Source organism: Candidatus Palauibacter sp., from assembly GCF_965261555.1.
In the GTDB taxonomy this organism is placed as follows: domain Bacteria; phylum Gemmatimonadota; class Gemmatimonadetes; order Palauibacterales; family Palauibacteraceae; genus Palauibacter.
In genome coordinates this window covers 3,232,711-3,248,960 of record NZ_OZ253465.1, presented here as the reverse complement: position 1 = coordinate 3,248,960, position 16,250 = coordinate 3,232,711, and the positions used below count along the sequence as shown (strand labels likewise).

Sequence of the window (16,250 nt, the reverse complement as noted above, 5' to 3'; positions counted from 1 at the left end):
GGAGGTAGGTACTCATGCGATCACACGCGGTTTCCTCATCATCATCAGCCTCGCGCTCGCGCCTTCCGAGGTTCCTTTCCCTCGGCGGGGCTGCGGCGGGTCTCGCGCTGGCACCCGCGAACGCCGACGCGCAATGGACGAACCGCTACCCGAAGGTCGCGGGGTACGGCCACCACGTGTACCTGGAAGGTTACGAGCTGCCCACCCTCACGGCGGGGCCGATCGATCCGGCCCCGTCGCCGGACGGCGAGCGGGTGGCCTTCGCGTCTCACGGGTGGATCTGGGTCATGGACCTCGCGAGCGGCGTGGCGCGCCGGCTGACCCGCGGCGGGGGGATCGACGCGCGGCCCGCATGGTCTCCGGACGGCGAACTCATCGCGTTTGTACGCGACGATACGGAAGACACGGAGATCATCTGGGTCGCCGCGAACGGCGGGGCGGAACTCGGCCGCGTCGACAGTCCCGGACTCGAACTCGACCCCGCCTTTTCGGCCGATGGCACCAAGCTGTTCTACTCGTCCGCCGAATCGGAAACCCGCGCCCTGGATCTGTGGGCGGTGGACATCGGGAGCGGCGAGCGGCGGCGGGTGACCGATGCGCCGGGGATCGAGCTGAAGCCCCAACCGGGCGAACGCGCGCTCGTCTACCTGTGGAAGGGCGGCGGCCGCGACCGCGTGTTCGTGCGTTCGGGCGACTCGACGGAGCCGCGGACGCTCCTGGAGGGGAGCATCGCGTCCATGGCGCGGCCGGCCCTGAGTCCCGATGGGTCCACGGTGGCCGTCAACTGGCCGACGCAGGAGGGGTGGGAGCTCCGGCTTCTCAACGTGGCGGACCCCGGGCCGTCCATCCTGCTGGCCTCGGGCGGCCTCCCGCTGACGCCCGCCTGGGATCCATCGGGCGAGTGGGTCTACTTCGCCGAGGCCGATGACGGGGAACGGCTGAATCTCAAGCGCGTGCGCGCCGCCGGTGGTCCCATCGAGGCAGTGGAGGTGACGGCCTGGGACTGGGGTGCGGCGACGGCGAACCTTCGGATACGGACGGTGACCGAGGAAGGCGGCGCTCCGGTGGCGGCCCGGCTCGCGGTCGTGGATGGGGCGGGGCATCCGCTTGTCCCGGACGGTCCCGCCTCGCGGTTCGACGGGCAGAGCGGCCGCGTCTTCTTCTACTCGCCCGGCGTGGTCGAACTTACCGTTCCAAGCGGCGAGGTCACGGTTTCGGCCGTGCAGGGGCTCGCGACGCCCGAGGCCTCGGCGACGGTGCAGGTGGGTGCCGCATCCGGCGCGGCGGAGGTCGAAGTCGTGCTGTCACCCGTCTGGGACGCTCGATCCGGCGGCTGGAGTTCGGGCGAACACCATTTTCACCTCAACTACGGCGGTCCGTACGACCTCTCGCCCGACGACCTCATGCCGATGATGCGGGGCGAGGCGCTGGACTTCGCCACGCCGCTCCTCGCGAACCTCCACAACCGGTTCGAGGACCAGGATCTGTGGACCTGGCGGCACTCCGGCGGCCCGCCCTTCATTCGTTTCGGGCAGGAGGTCCGTTCCCACTTCCTCGGACACCTTGGCCTGATCGGGATCGACGACCTGTTCTGGCCCTGGGTGTGGGGACCCGGCTACCAGGTCTACGGATCGGACGACCGCGAGAACGCCGAGCCGCTGCGCCATGCGCGGGCTCAGGGCGGCTTCCAGTACTACGTGCACCCCGTGAGTACCCGGGGCATGCCGCGCGCGACTCCCTGGGCGGAGGCATCGATCGCCGACCTCCGCGGCAGCGTGCCGATCGAACTCGTCGCCGACGCCGTGCTCGGGGACCTCGACGCGCTCGAGATCGTCTGCCTTTGGAGCGATGAGGTCCTCACCTCGCAGATCTGGCACCTGCTGCTGAATGCCGGCATCCCGATCGTGCCCTCGGCCGGGACCGACGTGATGAACAACTTCTACCGCACGATGGCCATCGGCACCGCTCGCGTGTACGCGCAGACGGGGGCCGTGGAGAGCTGGTCGACGTACATGGACGCGCTGCGAAACGGCCGCAGCTTCGTGACCAACGGACCGTTCCTCGAGTTCAGCGTCGGCGGAGCGGGCCCCGGCCACACCGTGTCCGGCGGAGAGGTTGCGTGGTCGCTCGACGTCGCGACCGCCACGGAGGTGGATCGGGTCGAGGTGCTCGTAAACGGTGAGGTGGCGTGGAGCGGAGAGGGGCTCGACGGCCCCGGCTCGCGCCGCTTCGAGGGCGATCTGACGCTGCCGGAGGGGGGATGGGTCGCCGCGCGTGCCGTCGGAGGCCCGGCCCGCTGGCCGATGATGGCGAACTACCCGTTCGCGCACACGGCGCCGGTGTGGATCGGAAGCGTCGGCAGTTCCGATCCCGCCGTCCGCCGAGCTGCGGCTGCCGAACTCCTCGCGATCCTCGGCGTGGCGCGCCTGAGGCTGACCGCGGGCTACGGCGGCACGGACATCCCCAATCTCGTCGACCGCTTCGACGCCGCGCGCGAACGGCTGGAGGCGCTGGCCGCGCGATGACAGGCGACCGCGGCTCCGGGAGCCGTCCGGCGCGTCTCGCGATGGCCCTCGCGATCGAGGGGCCGGAGTCGGCCGGTGGGGCGCCCCGCTGGCTCCTCGTGCGCCGCCCGGATGACGATCCCGATCTCCCCGGCGTGTGGGGCCTCCCCGCGGGCTCGCATGCCGCGGGGGAACGGGACGAGGCGCTCGTGCGGCGCATCGGCCGCGAGAAGCTCGGCGTCGAGACGGAGGACCTCGGCTGCCTGAACGAGGGCCACGTCGAACGCACGGACTATCGGCTCGAGATGCGCCTGCACGCGGCCCGGATCGTGACGGGCGAGCCCCGCGTGCCCCAGCCCGTCCCCGGCATCACCCAGTATTCCGAGTGGGGCTGGAGGCCGCCGGTCGAACTTCGGGACGGGGCACGCCGGGGGTCGCTGTGCTGCCGTCTCGCCCTCGACTTCGCCGCCGGCTCCAGACGCCGTCCCTGACGTCGCTGCCGCTCCGACGCCGTCCGGCTACAGCGGCGTATCGAGGCGCTTCGCCGCCTCCAGCGGCGCCCGCGCAAGACCGAACCCTACGTAGGCGGCGAGCGAGAGCGCCATGGCGGGAAACACCTCGTGCACGGCCTCGGAGAACGGGACCCATCGCCAGCACAGCAGCACCGTGAACCCGGTGATGAGCGAGGCGACGGCTCCCGCGCCCGTACCTCGCCGCCAGAGCAGGCCGAGCACCACGGCCGGGAAGAAACAGGCCGCATAGAGGCCGCCGGAGAACGCGGTCAGCATGACGATGCTCCCCGGCGGATTCAGCGCGAGCCAGGCCGTGATGATCGCGAACAGCGCGACCCAGAACCGCGTATGCGCCACGGCGCGCCCCTCATCCGCCCGCGGCCGGAAGAGCGAAATCACGTCCCGCTCCCAGGTCGACGCCATCACGAGCAGCACGCTGTCCAGCGACGACATCGCCGCCGCGAGCATGGCCACGAGGATGAACGCCGCCGGGAGCGCCGGCAGGATCCCCGCATCCCCGAGCAGTGTCGGCACGACGAGATCCGACTCGGCGAGCCCGCTGCCGATCACCGCGTGGGCGTAGAGCCCGATCGGGAGGAGGAGCGTGTACACGCCCAGGAACGCGATCGTCGACACGACGAGTCCCCGGCGCACCGCCGTCGGATCCGCGAGGGCGTAGAAGCGCGAGAGCTGCCTCGGATCGACGATGAACTTGAGCGTCCCCGCCACGATGATCCCGACGAGGACGGGGAAGGGCATGGCCGCGTCCCAGCGGAAGAGGCCCGAGGTGGCCGGCGCCGCGCGGATCGCGTCGATGGCCCCCAGCCCCCCGGCGCTGTTCAGCGTCCCCCAGAAGAGGAGGATGGCGGCGATGGACATCACGATCCCCTGCACCGCATCCGTCTTCACGACCGAGATGAACCCCCCGACGGCCGTGTAGAGGACGACGACGATGAACACGAACCCGATCGCGCCCCTGTAGGGGATGTCGAGGAAGATCTCGAGCAGATTTCCGATCCCCTTGAAGACCGCGATCATGTACAGGAAGCTGGCGAAGATCACGATGACCGCCGCCAGGACGCGCGCCGCCCGGCTCTCGAAGCGGAACCCCACGTAGTCGGCGAGCGTGACCGAGTCCACCGCCCCCGTGAAGGCGCGCAGCCTCGGCGCGACCCAGATCCAGGCCGAGAGCGAGAAGATGACGACGGCGGGCGCGAGCAGCAGCCACGGCGCCCCGTAGGTGTAGGCCTGTCCCGAAAAGCCGACGAAGCTGTTCGTGCTCGAGTACGTCGCGAAGAAGGAGAGGCCGAGTACGACCCCGCCCATCGACCGCCCGCCGACGTAGTAGTCCGCCCGGCCCTTCGTCCCCCGGCGGCCCTCGATCGCATGCCGTACGAGCAGGGCGCCGTACACGGCGAGGAGAGCCACCGCGATCCAGTGTGTCTGCAGCCAGGCCATTCGCCTCTCGGGTCTCGAGTGCGGGGCGGTCCGGGTCCGGTCCCGGCGGTCCGGGGACCCGGTATCTGATTGGACCTCGCCTCCCCAGACAAGCCCCGCCGCAGGTTCGGGGTCGATCCGGGCTCTGCGCGTTGCCCCGCCAATCTCCTCGCGCAAGGTTGGATTTCGACGACCGGCGACGGTCGGTGACGCGGAGTCGCGGCGAGAGGAGTAGCGGATGTGGAGTCGCTTCAGGGATTCTGATCTCGGCACGAACATCAAGGCCGCGGTCATCGCCTGGGTCGTGGCGATGGTCTGTCCGTTGCTGCTGGGTGCTTTGCTTGTGGCGCTCGCGGCTCTCATGTCCGGGTCCGGTTGGCTCCCGTCGCTATTGCTCTTCGTGGGGTTCGCCGGGTCCCTGGCGATCCTCTTCCTTGCCGGTTTCGTCTGCTCCAGATTCGCGGCCGGCCGCTCGGCAGTGTGGATTCTCATCATCCTTCTCCTGCTTCCGCGGGTGCTGCAGGGCGAGTGGGGGAATCCCTGGATCTCCTTTGGCGGCCCGGCGCTGTCGATGAGGGGCTTGAGCAGCCTGAGCGGAGTGATCGGAATCACTTTCGCTGCGATCATGACATGGCTGGTGGGGATACTCCCTGTCGTAGCCGGGGCCGGCTTCGGGGAGCGGCGGCGCCCCGCATCCCGCTAGGCGGACGCGGGACGGACACAGGCGAGCACACACCGTAGGACGGAGGGATCGAAGTGGCACAGGCAACGAGTACCGCGAGTCCCAGGGTTCAGACCCGAGAGCGGATCCCCGAGCAGGGAATCGACTGGGAGACGCTCGAGAGCGAACTGCTCGGCCGGAAGGCGATCGACTACGACTGGAAGAACGGTCGCGTCCCGTACCTCGTCTACTATGTCAATGAGGCGCTGAAGCGGGTGCAGGATGCGTCGCACGCCATCTACTCCGTGGAGAACGCTCTCTCGGGCCAGGGCTCCTTCCCGAGCGTCGGGGCGATGGAGGAAGAGGTCGTCCAGATGGGCCTCGACCTCTTCAACGCGCCCGAAGGCGCGGCGGGCCAGTTCACGTCCGGAGGCACGGAGAGCATCTTCCAGGCGGTGAAGGTCGCGCGCGAAATGAAGCGGGAGGCGCGTCCCGACCTCGGCCGGCTCAACATCGTCGCCGCCTACAGCCGCCACCCGTCGGTGGACAAGGCGGCCCAGATCCTCGACCTCGACATGAAGTACGTGGATTGCCGGCCGGACTATCGCGCGGATGTGGACGCCATCCGCGACGCCATCGACGAATCCTCCATCTTCATCTACGCCGGGGCCCCCACGATCTACTACGGACTCATCGACCCCATGCGCGAACTCGGTGAACTCGCCCTCGAGACGGGCGTCCGCCTGCACTCGGATGCCTGCTACGGCGGCTTCATCTCGCCCTTTGCGCGGGAACTCGGTTATCCGGTCCCCGACTTCGACCTCTCCGTGCCGGGCGTGTCCAGCCTGTCCGCCGACCTCCACAAGTTCGGCTTCGCGCAGAAGAGCGCCTCGCTCGTGCTCTTCGCCGACGGCAACGATGTCGATTACGCCAGGTACGTTGTCCGCGACCTCGCCGGCGGCTCCTACGCCTCGGCCACCGCCCAGGGCTCCCGGCCGGGCGGCGCGGTGGCCTGCGCCTGGACGATGCTCCGACACATCGGCCGCCAGGGGTACCGGGAGATCGTGCAGGGGATCATGGAGACGACCCGCGCGGCGATCGAGGGCGTCAGGGCGATCGGCGGCCTCTACGTGTTCGAGCCCGAAGGGGACACGAACCTCTTTCGCTACGATGTCGAACCCGGGGAACCGTTCAATATCTTCGCCGTCGCGAGGCTCATGAACGAGCGAGGCTGGATGATGGGACAGCACCGCAGGCCGCCCGCCATCCACCAGCCGATTACGTCCGTCCACACGCCCGTGCTCGGCGAATACCTCTCGGACCTCGAGGAGTGCGTCGCCATCGCCCGCCGCGACCGCCTCCACGACACCTTCCTCGACGGCACCTACTAGGGCACCCGCCCAACCAGCCAGGGAGGCAGAATGCCGGCCGGAGCGCTCTCGGCGGTGGTGATCGCGATCCTTACCGTGCTCGGGATCGGTACGCGCTACTACGTCCACGGGGATCTCAACGCCATCCATGTTCTGTTCAGCCTGTTCTTCTCGACGAACCTGCTCATCTGCTACTGGGAGGCGTGTCTACATCTCCGGCGGGACTACATCGAGAAGCGCGCCGTGTATTGGCGCGAACGGCAGCGCGAGACCGGCCGGACCCCGGCGGTCGAGTTCCTGACCACGAGGGTGCCGCTGAGACGGATCTTCTCACCGACCGTCTGGGCGGAGGCCTGGGCCACGTACTCGATGGTGGATGAGTCGTATTCGGATCGCCGCACCTTCGGGTTCATCGTCGATATCGCCAACGGTTTCTTCACCCCTGTTCCGACGCTGATCCTGTATGTGACCTTCACCGTCGGTCTCCTGCCGGCTGTCGTCGCCGGCATTCTCGCCGCCATGCTGTTCTGGCAGTGGACGTACGTGTCGTCGCTCTACTGGGTCAGCTTCTTCGTCGCGGGGAGACAGGCGCTCATCACGAAGCGGGAGTTCTTCGTCTACGTCGGCGCCCCGAACGCCTTCTGGGTGCTGTGCCCCGCGTTCGGACTGTACGTCTCCGTGCGCCTGATCCTGGACGGCAACTACGGCATTCTGGGTTTCTGATCGATGCTGCACGGGGCGAGACACGGATGGATCGAGGTCGTCGCCGGCGTCATGTTCAGCGGGAAATCCGAGGAGTTGATCCGGCGCGTGCGGCGCGCTCTCATCGCCGGGCGGCGGGTTCAACTCTTCAAATCCCACCTCGACGACCGCTACGGCGGCGAGTTCCGGATCTCGTCCCACGATGGCCGGCAGATCGATGCCGAGCCCGTGTCCAGTTCCGTGCAGGTGGCCGGGAAGGTCCGCCCGTCGACGCAGGTGGTCGCGATCGACGAAGCCCAGTTCCTGGACGACGGCATCTGCGAAGTGGCCGATGCATTGGCGGATGCCGGGGTGCGCGTCATCGTGGCCGGCACCGACATGGATTTTCGCGGCGAGCCCTTCGGTCCCATGGGGCCGCTCCTGGCGCGCGCGGAGCGCATCGACAAGCTGCACGCGATCTGCGTGGCCTGCGGCGATCCGGCGACGAGGAACCAGCGCCTCATCGACGGGAAGCCGGCGCCCGCCGAGGGACCGACGATCCAGGTGGGAGGCGCCGAGTCCTACGAGGCGCGCTGCCGCCGTTGCCACGACGTGCCGGAGCGAGACCGGGCCCAGCGGGAACTGTTGCCGAGACGTGACACAGAAGAATGGAGGGGGATCTGAATGAGAGCACCCACTTGGAGTATGGTTACGGTTCTCGCTGCGTCTCTCCTCCTGTTGCCCCTGGACGCCACCGCTCGGCAGGCGGGTGGGGACCGGAATCCCGACCGGCCGGCGCACCGGCCCGCGGTGCCGGGCCCGAACGGGCTGGTAACGGCGGGCCATCCCCTGGCGTCCATGGCGGGTCTCCGCATGCTCATGGCCGGGGGGAACGCCGCCGATGCCGCTGTCGCGACCCTGGCCACGCTGAACGTCGTGCGGCCACAGATGTCCGGGATGGCGGGGAACGGGTTCGTGACCCTCTACGACCGCGTCTCCGACCGCGTGTACTCGCTGGGGGCCACCGGCGCCGCTCCTCTCGCCGTCGATCCTGCGAGCCTCGAGGCCGACGAACTGAACAAGGGGATTCACGCGGGCGTCGTCCCCGGTTTGTTCGGGGGATGGATCGCCCTTCTGGACCGCTTCGGCACCATGAGCCTCGCCCGGGTGCTCGCCCCGGCCATCGACTATGCGGAGAACGGTCATCCGATAGAGGCGTCCGTCGTCGCGGCGATCGAGTCTCACCGGGACCTCTTCGAGAGCTTCCCGTCGAGCCGGCGGATGTTCCTCCCTCGCGGCAGGGTGCCCGAGCCCGGCGAAACGTTCCGGATGCCCGACCTGGCGAACACGCTGCGGAAGGTGGTCGAGGCCGAACAGGAGGCGCTGGCGGCCGGCGGGACGCGGTCGGAGGCGCTCCGGGCCGCCTTCAACCGCTTCTACCGGGGCGACATCGCCGAGGAGATGGCCCGCTTCTACCGGGAGAACGGCGGCGACTTCACGATGGAGGACTTCGCCCGCTACGAGCCCATCTGGGCGGAGCCGCTCCACACCACGTACCGGGGATACGACGTGTACACCAGCCCGCCGACGTCGCGCGGAGGGCTGGAGGTCACGATGCAGCTGAACCTCGTCGAAGGGTTCGACCTGCGGGCCCTCGGCGCGGGCAGCGCGGAGACCATTCACCTGCTGTCGGAGGCGATCAAGGTCGCGAAGGCCGATGTCTACGCCTACGCGGCCGATCCCGCGCTGGTCGACGTGCCCTTGGACGAACTGCTGTCGAAGGACTACGCGGCGGCCCGGCGGTCCCTCATCGACCCGTCCCGGGTGATGGCGTACCCGGGGGCCGGGAATCCCGTTCGTGTCGACGAATTTCAGGTGGGTGCGCCGGGGGCCTCACGACCGGGGCCCGAGCGCCGACGGGGGCATCTTGCCGAGCGGTCTTACGAAGGCAGCACGACCAGCTTTTCCATCGCCGACCGGTTCGGCAACGTCGTCGCCGCCACGCCCACCCACGGCGGGGCCTTCGGCACGGGAGTAGTGGTGGGGAACACCGGCCTGACCTTCAACAACGGGAGCCGGGTCGGTTCGACCTCGCCGTACCCCGACCACGTGAACTACGTCCGGGGCGGGCAGATTCCCATCCTCAACAACTCCCCCATCATCGTGTTGAGGGACGGGCGCTTCCATGCGGCGCTGGGCACGCCGGGAGGCGAGACGATCGGCCAGACCCAATTCCAGGTCCTCGTAAACCTCCTCGACTTCGGGATGCCCATCCAGGAGGCGATCGCGGCGCCCCGCTTCACGCTGAGCGGGGAGCCGAACTTCTACCTGCCCGGAGCCGAGATCCGTTTCCGCCTGGAGGATCGCCTGCCGGACGCCGTGGTCGGGACGCTGGAGGGGTTGGGATACACCGTGGAACTCGCGCCCGGATACGCATTCGGCAGCATCCAGGGCATCACGCTCGACGCCGCGACCGGCACACTCATGGCCGGCGCGGACCCCCGCCGCGTCGCCTACGCCGTGGGTTGGTGAGGCGTTTAGGTTCCAAGACGAAACGGAGGTGCGTGGGATGACGGCTGAGATGTGGACGATCATCGGGGTGGGCATTGCGCTCGCGGTTGCCCTGTTGCCGGGGCAGCGGGCGATGCGCCGCGACCTGACCGTGGTCGCCCGGGACGTGAGCGATCTGCGCGGCGAGGTTGTAACCCTGCGTGAGCAGATGGCACGGGAGATGGGTGAACTCCGCGAGCATGTGGCGCGTGAGATAGGCGAGCTTCGCGAGCGGATGGCGCGGGAAATGGGCGAACTCGCTGGGCGCATCACACGCCAGGAGGGGTTGTTCGAGGGGTTCACGCGTCGTCGCAAAACCCCGAAGACCAACTGAGTCCCATCGTCAGTCCTCCGGTTGCCGCAGGATGTTGAAGGGGGCGATTTCCGGGCGGCGGCAGGCGGCGAGCCGGAGGATGAATGTGTCGACGAGGGCGTGCTGACCTGACAGGCTTGCGTGGCTCACCATGTCGGTGAGGACCATCCAGGCGGAGAAGGGCGGGAAACGGATCTCCCGCCACGTCTCGTCCCGCTCCTGGAAGGACGGCGTGTCCTTCATGTAGTTGTGGAAGCGTCGCATGAGACGGTCGTACGGACTGGAGTCCGCGAGCACCGCCTCACCCAGCCCCGCCTTCGCGATCCCCCGCAGCAGGTGTCCGCGGAGACGGTCCACGGGGCCCCTCTCCAGCGAGCCGGCGTCCGCCACCCCCGCCTCGGCCCCGTAGCGCGCGAACACGTCGGGAAACGTCCCCTTCGTACTCCACACGCGCGCCTCGTCCGGGTTCACGTTGACGAAGAAGCGGAGGATCCGGTCTCCATCCGTCGCCCCGTAGGCGCCGGCGTCGAAGTGGATCAGCTCGTTGCTCGCGTGCGCGGAGAGTCCGCGGCCGCGTTCCTCGATCGGGCGGAAGCTCGTCGTCCCCACCGTCCACCCCTCCGTGAGTGCGGGCAGGCACTCCCGCAGGAAGGCGCGAACCCTGGCGCCGTGCGCGGTGAGGGTGCCGAGGACGACGTCCCGCAGCCCTTCCTGCTCCTTTACACCGCGAAGACGCCCGCTCTCGGGGTGGTAGCTGACGTTCTTCGCTCGCAACTGGTTCGGGAGTTCGGTGCGCAGCCGCTCGAGATCCTGGTCAGGCGGGAGCTCCACCGGACAGACAGGGAAGAAGACGATCTCCCCCCGCTCGAGCGCGTCGGCGAGATCGGGCCGGGGCCCTCGAACGGGCCCCGCCTCCGTGACCAGATCCCGCCCCCTTCTCAGCCGCCCCGACTCAGTTGCGCGAGCCGATCGCCAGCACCTCGAACCGCGCTCCGAAGAGCAACGGTCCCGAGCCGAGGAAGGCGCGCGCGGGGAAGTTCTCCGTGAAGTAGGTCCGGTAGACCTCGTTGAAGACATCGTAGAGATCGACGTTCGAGCAGAACACCTGCACGGATACGAGGTCGTCCATCGTGATCCCCGCTTCCTCCACCGTGCTCTTGATCGCCTCCATGACGAGCCGAGCCTCCTCCGCTGCGTCGTTCGGCGGACGGCCATCGACGAGTCCGAGCGACCCGGATACGAAGAGCAGGTCGCCGACCCAGACGGCGCCGCTGAACGGCAGGACGCCTTCTTCGCTCGCGTGCCGCGGATTGATGTACTCACGCTGGGCCGAAAGATCGGAAGCCATGGCCGCGAAACCTCCGGTGGCAAGAAGTGAGATCAGGATGAAGCGCTTCATCGGTTGGTTCCTCTCGTTGGCTGTAGTTCGACTGTGACGCTCAGTTCGCACCGCCTTCCGCCTCTTCCTCCTCGTCGGCGAGCGTTTCCCGCGCCTGCGAAACGATGTAGGCCTGGATCAGCCGCAACTGCTCGGCATCGATCAAGCCCTCGTAGGACGGCATCCCCTGCGGCTCCCGGCTCCCGCCGAGGACGATGTCCTCGAAGTTCCGGTGCACGATGTCCGTCGCGCGCTGGAGGTTCGGCATCGCACCCTCCGAGCCGCCGCCTGTCCCGTGACAGTGCCGGCAGTATTGCCGGTAGAGTTCCTCCCCGCTCGCGAGCGAGGCTTCGTCCGCGGGCAGATCGGCGGCGACGGCCGGCACGCTGACCGGCCGCTTCCGGCGGGGCTCCGGCATCTCCCCGGTGCCGCCCAGCACGAAAGTGAAGACGCGGCCCCGCTGCTCGTAGTTGGCGGCCTCGCCGTAGGGCGCGCCGCTGCGGCCGCGCGAGCCGCCCCAGCCGGCGGCCACGGTCACGTGCTGGCGCCCGTCGACGAGATATGTGACGGGGCCGCCGAGGATGCCGAGGCCCGTCGAGACCTGCCAGAGCTGGTCGCCGTTCTCCGCGTCGTAGGCGACGAAGCGGCCATCGCCACCACCCTGGAACACGAGTCCGGTCGTCGTCGTCATCGTGCCGCCGTTCCAGTATCCGAGGAGGGGGACGGTCCACCGGGCCTCCTGCGCCTGCGGGTCCCAGGCGACGAGGAAGCCGGCGTCGTCCCGCGCTCCGTACCGGCTCTCGTGGCCGACATTGTTCACGCGGGGCCCGAAGCTGTGATCCTCGATCTCGAGGTCCGTGTACACCCAGTCCGGCGGCTCGCTGCGCTCGACCCACCCCTCCTGGATCGGCAGGTACATCAGCCCCGTCTCCGGGTTGAACGACTGCGGCTGCCAGTTGTGGCCCCCGAGGGCGGCCGGCGTAATGAGGGTCCACACTTCGGCGTGCACGGCCTCCGGGCGATCCGTCGGGCGACCCGTCTCGAGATCGAGTCCCTCCGCCCAGTTCTGCACGATGTACTCCTGGCCGGAGAGGAACTCGCCCGTCTCCGCGTCGAGGACGTAGAAGAAACCGTTCTTCGGCGCCTGCATGATGACCCGCCGCATGCGGCCGTCGAACTCGAGGTCCGCGAGCGTCATCGGCTGGACGGCCGTGTAGTCCCAGTGGTCGCCCGGCGTCGTCTGGAAGTGCCACACGTATTCGCCGGTTCGGGGACGCAATGCGAGGATCGAGGCGAGGAAGAGGTTGTCGCCGCCGCCGGGGCTCCGCAGGTGCCGGGACCAGGGGGAACCGTTGCCGGTCCCCACGTAGACGAGATCGAGGTCGGGATCGTAGATGATCGAATCCCACGCCGTGCCGCCCCCTCCAGCGACCCACCACTCGCCGTTCCACGTCTCCGCCGCCATCTCCATCGCTTCGGACTCGAAGCCGTCGGCCGGGTTGCCGGGCACCGTGTAGGTGCGCCACACGAGTTCGCCGTCGTCCGCGTCGTAGGCCGACACGTAACCCCGGACGCCGTACTCGGCTCCCCCGTTTCCGATGATCGCGAGACCCTGCACGATGCGGACCGCGCCCGTGATCGTGTAGGCCTCGTTCGGGTCGATGGTGAGCGCCTCCCAGACGACGTCGCCGCTCTCGGCGTCGAGGGCGATGAGTCGGCCATCGATCGTGCCCACGATCACCTTGCCCTCGTAGAGCGCGACCCCGCGGTTCACGACACCGCAGCAGGCCAGCCGGCCGCGGATGCGCGGGACCCCCGGGTCGTGGCGCCAGAGGCGCTCGCCCGTCCGCGTGTCGATGGCGTGCACGACGCTCCACGGGGAGCTGATGTACATGATGCCGCCCACGACGAGCGGCGTGGCCTCCACGCCGCCCCGAAGCTCGATGTCGTACGTCCACGCGAGGCCAAGCTGGTCGACGTTGTCCCGCGTGATCTCCTCGAGCGTGCTGAAGCGGTCTTCCGCGTAGTTCCCGCCGTATGTGAGCCAGTTGCCGTCCGGCTGCGCGGCTTCGAGCACCGCGTCGGTCACGTCGTCGGCGCTCTGGATGCTCGCCGGTTCGGGCGGCGGCGCGTCCGCGGTGCAGGCGGCGGCCGGAAGGAGGAGCAGCAGGGCGTGGAGTCGCGTGCGCATGGTCTCTCCCGGTCACGGGGGGCGGGTGGCAGTGGGCCTCAACCCTAATGGTGTACGATCTTACACCGTCCGATGTCGCCGGTCACGGCCAGCTCAAAGAACCCTGAACCCCTCGCGCTGCGCTGCGGCGGAGAGCCGATCATCGCTGCTGACGAGGTCGAGCCGCTGCGGATCTTCGGCCGCGGCCGTCAGCGCCGCCGCCAGCTGCAGCGCATCTACCGCCCGCAGCGGGTGAAGCCGAAGCAGTCTGATCGCGCGGTTGCGTACCTGCTCCAGAGGCTCGATCTCCAGCCAACTCGCCGCCAGCCGCCGAAGTTGCTCAAGAGCCCGATCGAGTTCGCCGACTTCGAAACGGCGATCCCGCCGGAGGCGGTTCAGGGCGGATGCGCACTCCACTCGACTCCCCCACCACGTCACAATGGCTGGATCGCGCCGGATCGTCGCGCGACGCTCGGTGCTGCGGGGTTCCTCCACGATAAGCGACACCAGTGCAGAGGAATCCCAGTATTTCACCGGTCGTCTCGGCGCTCTGCCACGATCAGATCACCGGCGCTGGCTCCGGCGGTGAGCCGTACGAGGGGAGCTTTCAGGAAACGTTCCACATCGAGAGGGGTGCGAGGAGGAGCCGCAACTCCGCGGCGCACGAGTTCCGCGGCCCCCTGGTCGGCACCCAGGTCGTCATCGCGGCAGGGTTCGATTCGCGCAACGGGCTTCCCGCGATGCGTGATCAAAACGGCTTCCCCGCGACGCACGTCGCCCAGCAGTCCGCTGAGGGCGTTCTTCGCTTCGCTGACGCTGGCTCGTTTCATGTGGCTATTTTAGCCATATCGATGTTGCCTATCAAGCGTCGAGCGACACGAGCTAATTCGCTGAGTTCCCGGGCCGGAGGATGACCTCGCCGGGGAGTTCGTCGGTGAACTCGCCGTCGTCGACCGTGAACACGCCGTTCACCATCACGTAGTCGACTCCCTCGCTGAAGAGATCCGGCTCGAGCACGGTGGCCCGGTCCCGGAGACGCTCGAGGTCGAACACGACGAGGTCCGCCTTGTAGCCCTCCCGCAGGAAGCCGCGGTCCTCCAACCCGATGATCCGTGCCGGGAGCCCCGTCATCGAGCGGATCGCGAAGGGCAGCGTGATCGCCTTCAGGTCCTTCACGTAACGGGCGATCTTGCGCGTGAAGGCGCCGAAGTGGCGGGGGTGCGCACCGGGCCGCGAGGCGAACTGGGGCACGCCCTTGACGCCGCTCACGGCCGCGTCGGAGGCCGTCGCCGTGTAGTCCTGCCGGTAGTAGTTGATGATGTCCGCGTCGTGAATCCCGTAGCCGCGCGTCCAGGCTCCGCCGAGGACGTCGGGGTATCCCTCCAGCGCCATGTGCACGACGACCTCCTGGTAGGTCGCGCCCATGCGTCGGCCCAGTTCCTCCAGCGTCCGGCCGACGTACGTCGAATCGGGATAGCCCACCACGACCACGCGGTCCGGACCCCCGTTGTGGTCGACGATCCACTCGATGTCGCGGGCGACGAGAGCCCGGAGTTCAGGGTCCGCCCAGCGGCGTTCCAGGTGCGCCCGGGCGTCGTTGAAGATCCCCTCGCCACCGTAGACCGGGCTGTCCCTGCCGCCGCTGGTGTCGACGGTGTCGTGCACGAGGCTCCAGCGCGGGATCATGGGTCGCGCGCCCCCGCCGAACGTCTCGTACGGGTAGACATCGAGGTAGATTTCGAGCCCCTCCTCCCGCGCCCGGTTCACGATCAGCGTGTCCTGCCCGGAACGGCCGAAGCTGGCGCGGCCCCGCGCCTTGTGGTGGCTCGCCACGACGCGGATCCCCGTCTCGCGGGCGACGTTCACGGTCTCCGCCAGCCCCTGGTTGCCGTCCACGGGCCAATCGTTCACCGCGCTCGGCAGTTCCCACAGCGGCATCGCCGCCTCGCTGCGCTGGTGCGCGACATAAAATCCGTCGTAGGGGGCCACGGCCCCCGCCAGCGCAAAGATCTCCTCGGGCGTGCTGAAGCGGGCGGGGCGGTACTCGACGCCGGCTCCCAGTCCCCAGGCGCCCGACTCCATTCCCTCGCGCACGAGCGCCTGCATGCGGGCGATCTCTTCCTCCGTCGCCGGGCGCTCGTAGTCGTCGCCCATCACCACGGCGCGCACCGTGCTGTGACCGACCATGGGGACGAAGTTCATCGCCTGTCCCATCTCCCGGAGCGCCGCGATCTCGGCGCTGATGGGCCACGCCTGATTGCGGCCGTCGGGCCCGCCGATGACCGTCGTGAGGCCCTGGCTGTTCAGGCTCTTCGCCCGCCGCGCCTCCAGGTTCCCGGAGGTCATGGCCCGGTCGGCGTGCGAGTGCAGGTCGATGAAGCCCGGCGACACGTACATCCCCGCCGCGTCCACGACCCGTCGCGCCGTCGCGCCATCGAGCCTTCCGATCCGGACGATCCGGTCGCCGTCGATGGCGATGTCCGCCGCGAACCACGGATTCCCCGTGCCGTCGACCACACGCCCGTTCCGGATGAGTATGTCGTAGTCCTGGCCGGAAAGCCGGAGGGGAAGGGCGCCCGACGCGAAGACGGCGCTCGTGGCCAGAAGGGCGGCGCATCGTGCGATAGACCGGATCATGTCAATCACCCCGGGAGGATGGCGCAACGTTAGCGGC

The 16,250-nt window shown here is 68.8% G+C and carries 15 protein-coding genes; 8 read left to right on the top strand and 7 right to left on the bottom strand.

Translation table 11 applies throughout. The annotated features are described in order from the left end of the window. Positions 1-14: 14 nt before the first annotated feature. Both ACQY5G_RS14145 and ACQY5G_RS14140 read left to right on the top strand, forming a co-directional pair. Complete coding sequence (locus ACQY5G_RS14145) at positions 15-2,525, top strand: CehA/McbA family metallohydrolase (RefSeq protein ID WP_428275013.1); 2,511 nt, start codon at positions 15-17, stop codon at positions 2,523-2,525. Further along, a complete protein-coding gene (locus ACQY5G_RS14140; protein WP_428275011.1) occupies positions 2,522-2,995 on the top strand; it encodes an NUDIX domain-containing protein in 474 nt (157 codons plus the stop codon). The genes ACQY5G_RS14145 and ACQY5G_RS14140 overlap by 4 nt, the downstream gene beginning before the upstream one ends. 27 nt (positions 2,996-3,022) lie before the next feature. On the opposite strand, the gene ACQY5G_RS14135 is transcribed toward ACQY5G_RS14140, so the two are convergent. Further along, a complete protein-coding gene (locus ACQY5G_RS14135) occupies positions 3,023-4,474 on the bottom strand; it encodes a sodium:solute symporter family transporter (protein ID WP_428275009.1) in 1,452 nt (483 codons plus the stop codon). Positions 4,475-4,691: 217 nt separating this feature from the next. Here ACQY5G_RS14135 and ACQY5G_RS14130 point away from each other — a divergent pair, with 217 nt between their 5' ends. The 6 genes from ACQY5G_RS14130 to ACQY5G_RS14105 are packed head-to-tail and all read left to right on the top strand — an operon-like array spanning position 4,692 to position 10,049. After that, positions 4,692-5,156 carry a hypothetical protein gene (locus tag ACQY5G_RS14130; RefSeq protein WP_428275007.1) on the top strand — a complete coding sequence of 155 codons (465 nt, stop codon included), beginning with the start codon at positions 4,692-4,694 and terminating at the stop codon, positions 5,154-5,156. 53 nt (positions 5,157-5,209) lie between these two features. Beyond that, a complete protein-coding gene (locus ACQY5G_RS14125; RefSeq protein WP_428275005.1) occupies positions 5,210-6,505 on the top strand; it encodes a pyridoxal phosphate-dependent decarboxylase family protein in 1,296 nt (431 codons plus the stop codon). A 30-nt stretch (positions 6,506-6,535) separates the two neighbouring features. Next, on the top strand, positions 6,536-7,207 hold the full coding sequence (locus tag ACQY5G_RS14120; RefSeq protein WP_428275003.1) for a hypothetical protein: 672 nt from the start codon (positions 6,536-6,538) through the stop codon (positions 7,205-7,207). 3 nt (positions 7,208-7,210) lie between these two features. Beyond that, positions 7,211-7,849, top strand: a complete 639-nt coding sequence (locus ACQY5G_RS14115; RefSeq protein ID WP_420616965.1) for a thymidine kinase — start codon at positions 7,211-7,213, stop codon at positions 7,847-7,849. After that, positions 7,850-9,697, top strand: a complete 1,848-nt coding sequence (ggt, locus tag ACQY5G_RS14110) for a gamma-glutamyltransferase (RefSeq protein ID WP_428274998.1) — start codon at positions 7,850-7,852, stop codon at positions 9,695-9,697. It abuts the gene before it with no gap. A 37-nt stretch (positions 9,698-9,734) separates the two neighbouring features. Beyond that, positions 9,735-10,049, top strand: a complete 315-nt coding sequence (locus ACQY5G_RS14105) for a hypothetical protein (RefSeq protein WP_428274996.1) — start codon at positions 9,735-9,737, stop codon at positions 10,047-10,049. 9 nt (positions 10,050-10,058) lie between these two features. On the opposite strand, the gene ACQY5G_RS14100 is transcribed toward ACQY5G_RS14105, so the two are convergent. From ACQY5G_RS14100 to ACQY5G_RS14075, 6 genes are all read right to left on the bottom strand, one after another. Beyond that, a complete protein-coding gene (locus ACQY5G_RS14100) occupies positions 10,059-10,859 on the bottom strand; it encodes a Kdo hydroxylase family protein (RefSeq protein ID WP_428274994.1) in 801 nt (266 codons plus the stop codon). Positions 10,860-10,980: 121 nt separating this feature from the next. Beyond that, positions 10,981-11,427: a RidA family protein gene (locus ACQY5G_RS14095; RefSeq protein WP_428274992.1), complete on the bottom strand. Its 447-nt coding sequence runs from the start codon at positions 11,425-11,427 to the stop codon at positions 10,981-10,983. Positions 11,428-11,467: 40 nt separating this feature from the next. Beyond that, a complete protein-coding gene (locus ACQY5G_RS14090; RefSeq protein WP_428274990.1) occupies positions 11,468-13,597 on the bottom strand; it encodes a PQQ-dependent dehydrogenase, methanol/ethanol family in 2,130 nt (709 codons plus the stop codon). Between the two features lie 93 nt (positions 13,598-13,690). Next, the gene (locus ACQY5G_RS14085) at positions 13,691-14,083 is read right to left on the bottom strand and encodes a type II toxin-antitoxin system VapC family toxin (RefSeq protein ID WP_428274988.1); all 393 of its coding nucleotides are present in this window, start codon (positions 14,081-14,083) and stop codon (positions 13,691-13,693) included. Positions 14,084-14,106: 23 nt separating this feature from the next. Beyond that, a complete protein-coding gene (locus ACQY5G_RS14080) occupies positions 14,107-14,406 on the bottom strand; it encodes a type II toxin-antitoxin system Phd/YefM family antitoxin (RefSeq protein ID WP_428274986.1) in 300 nt (99 codons plus the stop codon). Between the two features lie 52 nt (positions 14,407-14,458). Then, the gene (locus ACQY5G_RS14075; protein ID WP_428274984.1) at positions 14,459-16,213 is read right to left on the bottom strand and encodes an N-acyl-D-amino-acid deacylase family protein; all 1,755 of its coding nucleotides are present in this window, start codon (positions 16,211-16,213) and stop codon (positions 14,459-14,461) included. Positions 16,214-16,250: the final 37 nt, after the last annotated feature.

Bases quoted from the DNA above. Each gene is read 5' to 3' on its own strand.
- ACQY5G_RS14090 (WP_428274990.1), bottom strand. From the start codon at position 13,597: ATGCGCACGCGACTCCACGCCCTGCTGCTCCTCCTTCCGGCCGCCGCC.
- ACQY5G_RS14120 (WP_428275003.1), top strand. From the start codon at position 6,536: ATGCCGGCCGGAGCGCTCTCGGCGGTGGTGATCGCGATCCTTACCGTG.
- ACQY5G_RS14080 (WP_428274986.1), bottom strand. From the start codon at position 14,406: ATGAAACGAGCCAGCGTCAGCGAAGCGAAGAACGCCCTCAGCGGACTG.
- ggt (WP_428274998.1), top strand. From the start codon at position 7,850: ATGAGAGCACCCACTTGGAGTATGGTTACGGTTCTCGCTGCGTCTCTC.
- ACQY5G_RS14095 (WP_428274992.1), bottom strand. From the start codon at position 11,427: ATGAAGCGCTTCATCCTGATCTCACTTCTTGCCACCGGAGGTTTCGCG.
- ACQY5G_RS14145 (WP_428275013.1), top strand. From the start codon at position 15: ATGCGATCACACGCGGTTTCCTCATCATCATCAGCCTCGCGCTCGCGC.
- ACQY5G_RS14115 (WP_420616965.1), top strand. From the start codon at position 7,211: ATGCTGCACGGGGCGAGACACGGATGGATCGAGGTCGTCGCCGGCGTC.
- ACQY5G_RS14140 (WP_428275011.1), top strand. From the start codon at position 2,522: ATGACAGGCGACCGCGGCTCCGGGAGCCGTCCGGCGCGTCTCGCGATG.
- ACQY5G_RS14105 (WP_428274996.1), top strand. From the start codon at position 9,735: ATGACGGCTGAGATGTGGACGATCATCGGGGTGGGCATTGCGCTCGCG.
- ACQY5G_RS14135 (WP_428275009.1), bottom strand. From the start codon at position 4,474: ATGGCCTGGCTGCAGACACACTGGATCGCGGTGGCTCTCCTCGCCGTG.
- ACQY5G_RS14075 (WP_428274984.1), bottom strand. From the start codon at position 16,213: ATGATCCGGTCTATCGCACGATGCGCCGCCCTTCTGGCCACGAGCGCC.
- ACQY5G_RS14130 (WP_428275007.1), top strand. From the start codon at position 4,692: ATGTGGAGTCGCTTCAGGGATTCTGATCTCGGCACGAACATCAAGGCC.